Raw genomic sequence first — 12,620 nt, forward strand, 5'->3', positions numbered from 1 at the left:
CGACTCGGCTTCCGGGATCCGACCGGGCCGCTACGGCGCCACGGCCGGCGGTGTCGGCATGGTCACCCGCGCCGGCCAACTCGCCCCGACGTAGCGCCTGCCGCCGTTGAGGGGCACGCACCGGCCGGGCCGGTTGTTGAACGGCGAGAGTGCCTTCGGGTCGTAGTAGAACTCCCGGGCGTCGTCGGTACTGGTGAAGTCGTTCGGGCCGAAGCTCCACTGGCCGTAGTCGCCGGTCCGTTTGCCGTAGCTGAACATGCCCTGGGCGAACGTCGCGGGGGTCAGGTTCGGCCCGGCCTGCTGCAGACCGATGAACAGCATCATCAGCGTCTGGTAGGTCAGGTCGACCAGCGAGGTCGGCTTGCCGTTCTTCATCGTGGCGAAGGCCTTGTACGCCTCGGTGTTCTTGCCACCGCCGAAGCCGGTGAGGTAGCTCTGCCCGAGCGCGAACTGCCACTGGTCACTGTCGTAGAACTGACCGGCGACGTCGGCGTCGGTGCCGATGGTCCCGGAGACGAACCACTCCGGGTAGAAGTCCTGCTGCGTCGCCGAACCCGTGAGGAAGAACGGCAGCAGCGGGTCGGTGACGAGCACCAGCGTCGTGACCCCGGCCGCCTTGAGCTGCGCGGCCATGTTCGGCGCCTCCTGCTGCAGCTTGGCGAACTGCAGCGCGTAGCGGATCTCCTTCGCGAAGGAGATGCCCGCCGCCTTCAGCTTCGGGCGCGCCTCGTTGATGCACTGGGAGTAGACGGCGTCGTCCGGGAAGATCAGGCCGTACTTGCGCGGCTTCTGCCGCAGGCTCGCGCTGCCCGCGCGGGTCGCGTTCTCGTTCGCCGGCAGGCGCTTGGCGATCAGGTCGACGGCGGAGTTCATCAGCGTCGTGCAGTCGACCAGCTGGCCCCAGGCGAACGGCGCGCGCTGGCGGTAGTAGCTCTGCGGCATGTGCAGGCCGCCGATGGCGAGGACCTTCTGCCGCACGAGCGCGTCCATGTACGGCTGCGTCAGTGCGGAGATGTCGGCGAAGGCCTTGATCTCCTGCGCCACCTTGACCGCGTCGGCGTTCGCACCCTCCTGGCCGCCGCCGGCGATCTCGGCCTGGCCGTCGCCGCGCCCGGTGTACCGGACCAGCTTCACCTTGCGGCCGTAGAGCTCGTAGTTCTTGTTGAAGTAGTCGACGAGGGTATCCAGCTCGCGCTTGCGGTCGGCGGGGCTGGCGGAGATGCCGGCCTCCTCGGCCTTCTTCTCCAGCTCGCTGTCCTTGTCGTCCTCCTGCTCACGCTGGTCGGACGCACTGCTCTCGCGGATGGCGATCGTGATCGTGTCCGCGGTGACGCCGCGGTAGGTCGCCCCACCGTTGTCACCGGTGAAGTGCACGCAGGCGGGGGAGTAGGCGCTCCCGGCGACCTGCAGGGCGCCGCCCGCACAGTCGGCGGCGGGCACGACGCCCTGGGCGCGCGGTGCACTGCCGGCCTGCGCGCTGGTCACGACCTTGCCGCCCTTGCCGGGCTTCGCACCCGGCGCGGCGGCCGTGGTGCCCGTCGCGGCGGCCGTCGTCCCCGGGGCACCGGCGACGACGGGCGCACCGGCCGCGTCGACGCCCATCCCCCCGAGCTCCGGGCTGGTCGCGGCGTACGGGTCCGGGCCCGCCACGGCGAGCTCGTTCGTGTCGCCCGGGGCCTTGCTGGGCACGGTGACCGTGACGATGAGCAGGACCGCGATGACGCCGGCCAGCGGGCCGTAGCCCGACAGGATCAGCCGGTTCGGCCGGGGCTTCATCGCGCGCTCGCGGCCATCCGCAGCCGATCGCCGAGCGCCAGCACGACGACGGCGGCGAGTCCCAGCGCGAGGGCGAGGACGGCGAGGCCGTTGTTCGTGTCCCCGGAGGATCCGAGGGCGGCGTTCTGGGTGGCGGGCGACTGTGCGGGGACCAGGTTGGTGTCGGCCGGGACGTCACTGGCGGGGACGTCACCGATGCCGGCGGAGACGGAGTCGACGGCCGGGGCGGACCCGGTCGAGCTGGGGACGACCGAGTTCGTGGACGGCAGCAGCGGGGCGATCGCGTTCGTCGCGGCGTCGAGGCCGTCCTCGAGCTCGACCAGCGCGGAGCGGGCGCTCACGCCGCCGATCTCGAGGCGACCGCCGCTGCGACCGCCGGCCCCGCCCACGAGGGCGTTGGCGACGATCTGGGCGGCCGCGGCGTCCGGGTTGGCGGCGATGACCGCCTCCATCAGCTGGGTGACCACCGGCGCGAGGGCGGCCGAGGCCTGGTTCGTCGGCTCGACGAGGGCCTCGGGGTTGCGGATCTGCAGGACGAGCGGGGCGACGGAGCCGCCGCCGGCGTCGGCGAGGTTGGTCGGGGCGTCGAGCACGAGGCCGAGCGGGGCCAGCTGCTGGTTGGCCTGGGCGAGGCTCGCGGCGAGCTCGGCGGGACTGTCGACCGGCAGGCTCTGACCCGCGACGGTCAGGGAGCCGATCGAGAAGCCCGAGGTGGCGCTCGCCTTGTTCTTCTGGTCGGCGACCCACCGCAGTCCGGTGAGGACGACCTGCCCGGCGCCGAGGTCGAGCTTGTCGAGGACGACCTCGGACCCGGCCCCGTTCTTCGTCGCGTTGGCGATCGAGCGGCCGCCGGCGAGCTCGAACAGGCCTGGCAGCTTCAGCGTCGGGCCCTGGACGGTGCCGGTCGCGGCGAGCGGGTTCTTGGTGGCGCTCGCCGACTCCTTGCCGAGGAAGGCCTGCGGGTCGTTGGCGCCGGCGGCGGCCGGCAGCGCCGGGGCCCCCGCGGCGGCGAACGGGTCGCGCTCGACGGTCTCGCCGGTGCCGGCCTCGCCGCCCTCGCTGTCCGCGCTGATCGGCGCCGGAATCTCCAGCGAGGGGAGACCGTCGGGGGCCTGGCCGGCGGCCGCGCCCCCGGCGAGGGTGCCGAGCAGACCGAAGTCGGCGGCCGCCGCGGAGGCCTGGGACGTGCCGTTCGCGACCTGCGCGGTCACCAGACCGACGCTGGTCGTGACGCCGGGGAGCCCGACGTACGGGACGACCCGGGCCAGCACGGCCTGCGACTGACCCTGCGCGTCGGTGGCCGGTGCGTCCTTCGCCGACCCCGACTTTTTCTCGGGGCCTGCGTAGCCGGAGGCGGACGCGGCGATCAGCGCGGCCGCGGCCAGGGGCAGTCCGAGCCGGATGCGACGGCTCGCCCTCATGGGCGCCTCCCCAGGTTCAAGGGGTGTGGATTGACGGTGCTCATTGACGGTGCGGCGGCCGAAGTGGGACCGTCGATCCGCCACTTTCACACTATTCGGAAATTCGTGAACGAGGTACCGGGAGACGCGAAGTCTTTACCGGTTCCGGTCATTGTGCGTCCGATCGCTGTCTTCGGGCAGGGGGCGCACGGGATCCACCGGATCGGGGGCAATCCCATACCTGGCCTTGGAACCGGCGATAAAGTCGCCAGGCCCCCGGGCATCTGGATCGGTGGGCGAGTCAATGGGAGGACGCGGGTGAGCTCCAGCGCCGAGGCGGCCCGGCCGGACGGCACGACCTCCGGGACGGACACCCTGCGCACCTTCGTCGAGCGGATGTCGCTCGCGCTCCACGAGCGCGGGTGGGGCCGGATGCCGGCCCGCGTCTACGTCGCCCTGCTGTGCGACCAGCGCGACCAGCTCACCGCGCGCCAGCTCACCGAGATCCTCGGGGTGAGCGCCGCGGCGATCTCCTCCGCGGTCAATCAGCTCATCGACTCCGGCCTGGTCGAGCGGGACGCGGTCCCCGGTTCCCGGCAGGAGCACTATCGGCTCTCCCCGGGCGGGATCCTCGACGCGGTCCTGCGCAAGCAGGAGGCGTACCCCCACCTGGCCGAACTCGCGGACGAGGGCGTCGGGGTCCTCGGTGCGGCCTCCCCGGGGGCCGAGCGCCTCGGTGAGCTGGCCGAGTTCGTCCGGTTCATGGACGGAGAACTCAAGGAGATCGGCGAACGTTGGAAGGAACGGCGCCGGTCCTGACGTTGTGACCGATCACCCGAGGCGTTCTCGGGAATCGAGTTGTGCGCGACGGTCGTCGCCATTCACAATTCTCTGAAACTTGTGAAGATCGGGGACCCGTGGCGCTGCTGTTGTACCGGCTCGGCCGGTGGTGCTTTCGCCGGCGACGCTGGGTCGCCGCGCTCTGGCTCGTCGCCCTGCTCGGCGGCGGCGTCGCCGCCGGCACGCTCGCGGGCGAGACCTCGGACGAGTTCACGATCCCCGGCACCGAGAGCCAGAAGGCGATCGACCTGCTGGCGGAGAAGTTCCCCTCGTCCGGTGTCGACGGGGCGACCGCCCGGGTGGTCTTCACGGCGCCGGACGGGGACGACCTGCGCGCCGACTCCCGCCGCGAGGCGATCGGCCGCGTCGTCGAGGAGCTGCGCTCGGCTCCGCAGGTCGGCGTGGTCGTCGACCCCTACGAGGCCGACGCGATCTCGCCGGACGGCCGGACCGCGTACGCGCAGGTCCAGTACCTCGTGCAGAGCATGGAGCTCACCGAGGAGGCGCGCGAGGCGCTGACCGAGGCCGCGGAGCCGGCGCGCACCGCCGGGCTCGGAGTGGCCTTCGGCGGTGATGCCTCCGAGGCGGAACAGGAGGAGAGCCTCGCCGAGGTCGTCGGCATCGTGATCGCCGGCTTCGTGCTGGTGCTGACGCTCGGGTCCCTCGTGGCGTCGGGCCTCCCGCTGCTCAACGCGATCGTCAGCGTCGCGCTGTCGATGATGGCGATCACCACCGCCACCGGGTTCGTCGAACTGTCCTCGAGCGCGTCGTCCCTGGCGCTGATGCTCGGTCTCGCCGTCTCGATCGACTACGCCCTGTTCATCCTGTCCCGGTACCGGTTCGAGCTCTCGAACGGTCGCGACCCGGAGGAGGCGGTGGGCCGTGCCGTCGGCACCGCCGGGTCCGCGGTCGTGTTCGCCGGTCTCACGGTCGTCATCGCGCTCGCCGCGCTGTCGGTCGTCAACATCCCGTTCCTCACCGCGATGGGCCTCGGCGCCGCCGCGACCGTGGTCGTGGCGGTCATCGTCGCGCTGACGCTGCTGCCGGCGGTCCTCGGCTTCGCGGGTGAGCGGGTCAAGGCGGGCCGTCTGCCCGGCCGGCTGCGCCGCCTCGGCGTCCCGCGCGCCGACCGGCCGACCCTCGGTGCCCGCTGGGTCGGTCTGACGCTGCGTCACCGGGTCGTGGCGGTCGTCGCCTCGGTCGTCGGCCTGCTCGTGCTCGCGCTCCCGCTGCTCGACCTGCGCCTCGGGATGCCCGGCGACGACACGCGCTCGACGGACACCACCCAGCGCCAGGCCTACGACCAGCTGGCCGCGGGCTTCGGCCCCGGCTTCAACGGCCCGCTGATGATCGCCGTCGAACCGCGGCCGGGCACCGACCTGACGATCGCCGCGAACACCGTGCGGGACCGTCTCGGCGAGCTCGAGGGAGTTGTCGCCGTCACCGGCCCGAACCTGAACGAGGCGACCGACGCCGCCATCGTCACGGTCGTCCCGGCCACCGGTCCGACCGCGGCCGAGACCACCGACCTGGTCAACCGGATCCGCGGCGCCACCGGCGACGCGATCAGCGACGAGGCCAACGTCGAGCTGGCGGTCACCGGGTCGACGGCGATCCTCATCGACGTCTCGGACAAGCTCGACTCCGCGCTCGCGCCGTTCCTGATGGTGGTGGGCGGGCTGGCGTTCATCCTGCTGCTCCTGGTCTTCCGCTCCGTCCTCGTGCCGATCAAGGCCGTGCTGGGCTTCCTGCTCAGCGTCGCGGCGACCTTCGGCGCCGTGGTCGCGATCTTCCAGTGGGGCTGGTTCGACGCGATCGGGATCGGGGGCGAGGGCCCGGTCATCAGCTTCCTGCCGATCTTCATGATCGGTCTGGTCTTCGGTCTCGCCATGGACTACGAGGTCTTCCTCGTCACCCGCATGCGGGAGGAGTTCGTCCACGGCGCGGCGCCGACCCAGGCCGTCGCGGTCGGGTTCGAGCAGGGTGCCCGGGTGGTCACGGCCGCGGCCGTGATCATGATGAGTGTCTTCTTCGGCTTCATGCTCGCGCCGGACCCGATCCTGCAGTCGTTCGGCTTCGCCCTCGGGTTCGGTGTGCTCGTCGACGCGTTCGTCGTCCGCATGACGCTCGTGCCGGCCGTGCTCTCGCTGCTCGGCCGCTCGGCATGGTGGATCCCGCGCTGGCTCGACCGGGTCCTGCCCGACGTCGACGTCGAGGGGGAGCGGCTGCGCGAGCAGCTCGACGGGCGCGCCCCCGTCGGGATGGTGCCGGTCTCAGACTGGCCGGTGGTCTACGGCACGGTCCGGTCGAGCGACGGCACTCCGCTGCCGGGCGCGATCGTCACGCTCACGGATCTGCGGGGCCGTCAGATCGGTGCCGGTCAGGTCGGAGCGGACGGGTCCTACCTGTGCCGCCTCGAGCCCGGCGCCGACGGCAGCACGGTCGTCGTCATCACCTCGGCTCCCGGCCACCGCACGGGGGTCACCGAGGCGCGCGGTGTCGTCGGACCCACGCGCCGGCACGCGGTGCTCGCCCGGGAGGGTGTCCCCGGACCCGACGGATCAACGAACGGCGTGAACGGCTTTGGCGCCAATGGTCACGGCGCGGCGGCCGGCGGCGTCGGGACCGGCGGGGCCTGGGTTGGCCAGCTGCCCCGGTAGCGCTTCGTGCCGCTGGGGGAGACGTACCGCCCGGGCTGGTTGTTGAACGCCGACAGCGCCCGCCGGTCGTAGTAGATCTCGCGGGCGTCGTCGATCGCGGTGTAGTCGTTCGGACCCCAGCTCCAGTGGCCCAGCGGGCCGTCGGCGCCGGGGTAGGAGAACAGACCCCGCTGGAAGCTCTGCGGCGTCAGGTTCGGGCCGGCCATCTGCAACCCGATGAACAGCATCAGCAGGGAGTAGTAGTCGATGTCGCGCGCCATCGTGGGCTCGTCGTCGCGGATCTTCTTGTAGGCGCGGTAGGACTCCGACGCCTGACCCTGCCTGATGTCGGCGAGATAGCTCTGCCCGTAGGTGAACTGCCACTGGTCCTGGTCGTAGAACTGGCCGGCCACGTCGGCGTCGGTGAGCACCGTGCCGGTGAGGAACCACTCCGGCCAGAAGTCCTGCTGCGTCGCCGACCCGGACAGGAAGAACGGCAGGATCGGGTCGGTCACGAGAACCACGGTGGTCACGCCCGCGGCCTTGAGTTGCGCCGCCATGTTCGGCGCCTCCTGCTGCAGCTTCGCGATCTCGAGCGAGTACCGGATCTCCTTGGCGAAGTTGACCCCGGCGGCCTTCAGCTTCGGGCGGGCCTCGTTGATGCACTGCGCGTACACCGCGTCGTCGGGGACCACGAGGCCGAACTTGCGCGGCTTCTGCCGCAGGGCGGTGCTGCCGGCCCGGGTCGCGTTGCCGGACGGCGGCAGACGCTTGCTGATCAGGTCCACCGCGCTGGAGAGCAGGGCGGTGCAGTCGACGAGCTGGCCCCAGGCGTACGGCGCGCGCTGCCGGTAGTAGGTCGACGGCAGGTGCAGACCGCCGAACGCGATGACCTTCTGGCGGACGAGCGCGTCCAGGTACGGCTGGCTGATCGCGGTCATGTCCGCGAAGGCGCCGATCTCCTGAGCCACCTTCAGAGCGTCGGCGTTCGCGCCCTCCTGGCCGGTTCCGCCGAGTTCCTTGATGGCGTCGCCGCGGCCTTTGTAGGTCACGATCTTCACCTTGCGGCCGTACAGCTCGTACGTGCGGTTGAAGTACTCGAGCAGGGCCGCGCGCGTGCGCTCGGACGCCTCCGGGCTCGCGACGATGCCCTTCTGCTCCGCGGTCTTGGCCAGCTCGGAGTCCGAGTCGCCGAGGGGGTTGCCGATGTCCCGGTACGCGATCGTGATCGTGTCCTTGGTGACGCCGCGCGCGGTGGCGCCCCCGTTGTCCTTCCCGTCCCAGACCATGCACGGCGGCGAGTAGGCGGAGTTGGCGTCCTGCTTCGCCCCGCCCGAGCAGGTCTTCGCCGTCCGTCCGGCCACGGCCGCGGTGCCGGCGCGGTCACCCTTCGCCCCGGCGGCGACGGCGGGGGCGTTCGGGTTCCCGGCGGTGCCCGGCGGCCCCGGCACGGTCGGTGCCGTGCCCACCGGGCCGGAGCCGGCGACCGGGTCGGCCCCCGGAGCCGGGGCGAGTCCCGCCGTCGTCTCACCGCCGAACTGGGTGAGCTCCTCGTCCTTCTGCGGTCGGCTCGGGACGAGCATCGTCACCAGCAGCAGGAGGACCACGAGGGCTGCGAGGGGCGCGTACCCGCGCAGGATCAGACGGTCGGCGGGGCGTTCGTGCCCCGAACCCGAGCCGGTCTTCGGTCCGTTCGCGGTCATGGCGGAAGCGTAGGTGACGCTCCGTCGATTCCCTCTTCACCCGTACGGCACATGCGCCCCGGGTGTCACTAGTGGTCCGCTAAGAGTGGTACCGGACTTCATGTCCGGTCTGTTCGACCGGGACGAGGGGGGTCGTCATGACAGGTCGGGAGCGAGCCGAAGCGTGGCTGGCACAGGGACGCGATCGAGCGGGCAAGCGAGCCGCCCAGCGGCAGCGGACGGCCGACGGGAACGCGGGGGCGTTTCCGGTCGCCCTGATCCCCGCCCAGCGCGACCGCATCACCGCGGCCGACGACCGCGGCGCCTGAGCACTCCGCCACGTCGTCGGACCCCGCGGGTGTGTCCCGCGGGGTCCCGACCGTGAACTCCGCCGCCCGGGTCAGTCCCGGGCGCGCTCCGGCTCGGGGGCCGGGATCAGCCCGCGGAACTGGTGGGCCTTGTCGTCGAGCGCGGCCATCGGGACCGGGATCCGGGCCTCGGCCTCGGCGCCGGAGGGCCCGGCCGGCTGACCCGTCGGCTGGCCCGCCGCCTGGCCCGCCGCCTGGCCGGTCGCCTGGCCCGCGCGGCCGAGGAACCCGGCCGGAGGCGGGGAGCCCGCAGCCACGACCGGGGCCTCGACGTCGTCGAGTTCCTCCTCGACGTCCGCGGCGTCCTGGTCCCTACGGTCCTCGGTCGTCTCCACCGCGGGAGCCGGCGGCTGGGCACTCGGCTGGACACTCGGCTGGGCCGACTGGGCGGCCGCGGCCGGCACGGTGACGGCGGCGCGGGCGGCGGCGATCGCGGCGGCGGCGGCCTCCGGGGTGACGGTCAGGCCGGCCTCCTCGCAGCGGGCGCGGGCGAACGCGAGGTTCTGCTCGACGCGGGCGAGCTCGGCGTCCGGGAGCACACCCCGGGCGATCAGGTCGTGGCTGGCGACGGCGGACTCGAGCACGTTGCCGGTCCAGTAGGAGGCGACGGCGTACTCGTCCTGGCTGCGCCAGCGGTAGACGGTCTCGTCGATGTAGGGAGCGTCCGCCGGCGGCGGGATCTCCAACGCGCGCGCCGCCATCATGCGGGCGAGGGAGTAGCGGCCCTGCTCGCGGGCGTACCCGGCGAGGTCGGTCAGCGGCTCCGCGCGGGTCGGCATCGCCTCCCAGGCGTTCAGGTAGGAGGCGACGACGCGATCCGCCTCGGCGCCGGAGCGCTGCAGCAGGTGCGCGATCTGGAGCAGGGAGTCCGCGACCTCGCCCTGGTCGCCCCCGAGGGCGGCGCGCTGGGCGTACGCCTCGAGCGCCTTCGCGGCCCGGTTGCTGTCGCGGTAGCAGCCGGCGAGGCGGTAGCGCAGGTGCAGCGCGAGCGGGTCGGCCGCGACCGGCGCCCCGTCCTCGGCCTCCGGCGCCCCGGCGGCGGGCGTCAGGTCCTTGAGCGCGGCCTCGAGCACCCGGGCGTCCAGCGTGTTCCGCTCGATCGGCGTGACCGCGGTGTGGCGGTTGCCGTCCTTGAACTCGCGGACGACGAGGTTGGGCAGGAAGGCGCGCGAGTCCCCGGCATCGGTCACCAGGCGCTCGAACAGGGGACCGGCGAAGTGCCAGGACCGCCGGTTGGACAGCAGCACCGGTTGCCGCCGGGTCTGGTTGCCGGCCATGTGGGCGAGTTCGACGATGTCGGACTCGAGCACGGGCCAGGTGAACTCGTCGGCGCTGATCAAAACCTCGTCGGCGTCGATCAGCAAGGTGTAATCCGCGCCGACCCGGGCAGCCTGAACCGCCTCGGTGCGGTTGTAGCCGAAGTCGACGAAGGGCCGCTGGTAGAGCCGGCCGGGGATGTCGCCGAGGATCTTGGCGATCAGGTCGGGCGTACCGTCGGTGGAGCCGGTGTCGACGATCAGCCAGTGGTCGATCCGGTCGCGGACGGACGTCAGGCACCGCTCGATGACGGGCGCTTCGTCCTGGACGATCATGCACAGGCCGATGGTGGTCATGGTTCGCGACGGTACCTTCGGCCCCACGCGCCCCAGATCCCGTTTGCGCCGGTCGGGTGAGCGGGCCGTATAATTCTTCCGGCGAACGTATTTCTATGTAGGACCGACCTGAGGAGAGCCCCGTGGGTATGCGGACGGCCGTCGCCGGAGCCAGCGGCTACGCGGGCGGCGAGCTGTTGCGCCTGCTCGCGGCCCACCCCGAGCTGGACGTCGTCGTCGCCCAGGCCGACTCGCGCGCAGGGGAGCCGGTGACCGCCGTGCACCCCAACCTGGTGACGTACGCGGGCCAGACGCTCGCCCCCAGCGACCCGGCCCTGCTCGAGGACGCGGACGTCGTCTTTCTCGCGCTCCCGCACGGGGCGTCGGCGGCGATCGCCGCCACGCTGCGGCCCGACCAGCTCGTCGTCGACCTCGGCGCGGACTTCCGCCTTCAGGACGCCGCCGCCTGGGAGCGCTTCTACCGGCTGCCGCACGCCGGAACCTGGGTGTACGGCATGCCCGAGCTCGCGGGGCAGCGGGACCTGATCGCCGGCGCCAGGCGGATCGCGAACCCCGGTTGCTATCCGACCTCGGTCACCCTCGCGCTCGCGCCGCTGCTCGCCGCCGGGCTCGTGGAGACCGACGACATCGTCGTCGTCGCCGCGTCCGGGACGTCGGGCGCGGGCCGGAAAGCCGCAACCAACCTTCTCGGTTCCGAGGTCATGGGCGACCTGTCCCCGTACAAGATCGGCGGCGCGCACCAGCACACGCCGGAGATCACGCAGGGCCTGTCGCTGGCCGCCGGGACCCGGGTGTCGGTCGGGTTCACCCCGCTGCTCGCCCCGATGCCCCGCGGGATCCTCGCCACCTGCACCGCGAAGCTGAAGCCGGGCGTCGACACGGCCGCCCTGCGGGCCGCGCTCGGGAAGGCCTACACCGACGAGCCGTTCGTCCACCTGCTCGACGAGGGTCAGATGCCGCACACGGCCGCAACCTTCGGCGCGAACTCGGTCCACGTGCAGGCGGCCGCCGACCCCGACTCCGGCCGGGCCGTCGTGGTCTCCGCGATCGACAACCTCGGCAAGGGTGCCGCCGGCCAGGCCCTGCAGAACGCGAACATCGCGCTCGGGCTGCCGGAGACGCTCGGTCTGTCGGCGATCGGAGTCGCCCCGTGAGCGTCACCGCCCCGCAGGGGTTCCGGGCCGCGGGCGTCACCGCCGGTCTCAAGGCCTCCGGCAAGCCCGACGTCGCGCTGGTCGTCAACGACGGTCCCTCGCACGCCGTCGCCGCGGTGTTCACCTCCAACCGGGTGCAGGCCGCACCGGTGGTGTGGAGCCGGCAGGTCGTGACCGACGGCCGGGTCGACGCCGTGATCCTCAACTCCGGGGGAGCCAACGCCTGCACCGGGCCCGAGGGCTTCGGCGACACGCACCGGACCGCGGAGCACGTCGCCGAGGTGCTGGGCATCTCGGCGGGGGATGTCGCCGTGTGCTCGACGGGCCTGATCGGCGAGCGACTGCCGATGGACAAGCTGCTCGCGGGCGTCGACGCTGCTGCGGGCGCGCTCAGCGCCGACGGCGGGCCCGAGGCGGCGGTCGCGATCATGACTACCGACTCGGTCCCGAAGAACGCGGTCGCGACCGGCGCCGGCTGGACGGTCGGCGGCATGGCGAAGGGCGCGGGCATGCTCGCGCCGGGGCTCGCGACGATGCTCGTCGTCCTGACCACCGACGCCGACGTCGACCCGGCCGACCTCGACGCGGCCCTGCGGGACGCGACACGCGTCAGCTTCGACCGCGTCGACTCCGACGGCTGCATGTCGACCAACGACACCGTGCTCCTGCTGGCCTCGGGCGCCTCCGGCGTCCGGCCGGACCCGGCCGAGTTCGCCGCCGCCGTGCGGACGGTCTGCCTGGACCTGGCGCTCCAGCTGCTGCACGACGCCGAGGGCGCGGCGCACGACATCGCGATCGAGGTCGTGAACGCCGCCACCGAGGACGAGGCCGTGGAGGTGGGGCGCTCGGTGGCGCGCAGCAACCTGTTCAAGTGCGCGGTGTTCGGCAACGACCCGAACTGGGGCCGCATCCTCGCCGCCGTCGGCACGACCTCGGCCGCGTTCGACCCGAACGCCCTCGACGTCTCCTTCAACGGCGTCCCGGTCTGCCGCAACGGCGGGGTGGGGGAGTCCCGGGACAAGGTCGACCTGACCGGGCGTCAGGTCAACGTGGTGATCGACCTGAAGGCCGGCGACGCCACCGCCACCGTCTGGACCAACGACCTCACGCACGACTACGTGCATGAGAACAGCGCCTACTCGACCTGA

Annotated in this window: 9 protein-coding genes; 5 read left to right on the forward strand and 4 right to left on the reverse strand. The window is 72.5% G+C overall.

All coding sequences use genetic code 11. From position 1 onward, the window contains the following. Window positions 1–30: 30 nt before the first annotated feature. Both ABD401_RS16200 and ABD401_RS16205 read right to left on the reverse strand, forming a co-directional pair. Window positions 31–1,776 (reverse strand): type 1 periplasmic-binding domain-containing protein, encoded by a 1,746-nt coding sequence (locus ABD401_RS16200; RefSeq protein WP_344606555.1) that lies wholly within the window; start codon window positions 1,774–1,776, stop codon window positions 31–33. Next, window positions 1,773–3,197, reverse strand: coding sequence for a hypothetical protein (locus ABD401_RS16205; protein WP_344606557.1), 1,425 nt, complete (start codon window positions 3,195–3,197; stop codon window positions 1,773–1,775). The genes ABD401_RS16200 and ABD401_RS16205 overlap by 4 nt, the downstream gene beginning before the upstream one ends. A gap of 297 nt (window positions 3,198–3,494) precedes the next feature. Here ABD401_RS16205 and ABD401_RS16210 point away from each other — a divergent pair, with 297 nt between their 5' ends. Continuing rightward, window positions 3,495–3,995 (forward strand): GbsR/MarR family transcriptional regulator, encoded by a 501-nt coding sequence (locus ABD401_RS16210; protein ID WP_344606559.1) that lies wholly within the window; start codon window positions 3,495–3,497, stop codon window positions 3,993–3,995. 98 nt (window positions 3,996–4,093) lie between these two features. Then, window positions 4,094–6,676, forward strand: coding sequence for an MMPL family transporter (locus ABD401_RS16215; RefSeq protein ID WP_344606561.1), 2,583 nt, complete (start codon window positions 4,094–4,096; stop codon window positions 6,674–6,676). Here the strand turns inward: ABD401_RS16215 and ABD401_RS16220 are convergent. Further along, entirely contained in the window at window positions 6,613–8,358 is a 1,746-nt protein-coding gene (locus ABD401_RS16220; RefSeq protein ID WP_344606563.1) for a type 1 periplasmic-binding domain-containing protein, read from the reverse strand. The genes ABD401_RS16215 and ABD401_RS16220 overlap by 64 nt on opposite strands. Before the next feature lie 137 nt (window positions 8,359–8,495). On the opposite strand from ABD401_RS16220, the gene ABD401_RS16225 reads away from it, so the two are divergent. After that, a complete protein-coding gene (locus tag ABD401_RS16225; RefSeq protein ID WP_344606565.1) occupies window positions 8,496–8,666 on the forward strand; it encodes a hypothetical protein in 171 nt (56 codons plus the stop codon). A 71-nt stretch (window positions 8,667–8,737) separates the two neighbouring features. Here ABD401_RS16225 and ABD401_RS16230 read toward each other — a convergent pair whose 3' ends face one another. Further along, window positions 8,738–10,318 carry a glycosyltransferase gene (locus ABD401_RS16230; RefSeq protein ID WP_344606567.1) on the reverse strand — a complete coding sequence of 527 codons (1,581 nt, stop codon included), beginning with the start codon at window positions 10,316–10,318 and terminating at the stop codon, window positions 8,738–8,740. Window positions 10,319–10,440: 122 nt separating this feature from the next. Here ABD401_RS16230 and argC point away from each other — a divergent pair, with 122 nt between their 5' ends. Then, window positions 10,441–11,472 (forward strand): N-acetyl-gamma-glutamyl-phosphate reductase, encoded by a 1,032-nt coding sequence (gene argC / locus ABD401_RS16235; protein ID WP_344606569.1) that lies wholly within the window; start codon window positions 10,441–10,443, stop codon window positions 11,470–11,472. Then, window positions 11,469–12,620 (forward strand): bifunctional glutamate N-acetyltransferase/amino-acid acetyltransferase ArgJ, encoded by a 1,152-nt coding sequence (gene argJ, locus ABD401_RS16240; RefSeq protein WP_344606571.1) that lies wholly within the window; start codon window positions 11,469–11,471, stop codon window positions 12,618–12,620. The genes argC and argJ overlap by 4 nt, the downstream gene beginning before the upstream one ends.

Source organism: Sporichthya brevicatena (assembly GCF_039525035.1).
Lineage (GTDB): Bacteria > Actinomycetota > Actinomycetes > Sporichthyales > Sporichthyaceae > Sporichthya > Sporichthya brevicatena.

Excerpts from the sequence above, each read along its gene's own strand:
- ABD401_RS16200 (WP_344606555.1), bottom strand. The coding sequence starts at position 1,776 with ATGAAGCCCCGGCCGAACCGGCTGATCCTGTCGGGCTACGGCCCGCTG.
- ABD401_RS16220 (WP_344606563.1), bottom strand. The coding sequence starts at position 8,358 with ATGACCGCGAACGGACCGAAGACCGGCTCGGGTTCGGGGCACGAACGC.
- ABD401_RS16205 (WP_344606557.1), bottom strand. The coding sequence starts at position 3,197 with ATGAGGGCGAGCCGTCGCATCCGGCTCGGACTGCCCCTGGCCGCGGCC.
- ABD401_RS16225 (WP_344606565.1), top strand. The coding sequence starts at position 8,496 with ATGACAGGTCGGGAGCGAGCCGAAGCGTGGCTGGCACAGGGACGCGAT.
- ABD401_RS16230 (WP_344606567.1), bottom strand. The coding sequence starts at position 10,318 with ATGACCACCATCGGCCTGTGCATGATCGTCCAGGACGAAGCGCCCGTC.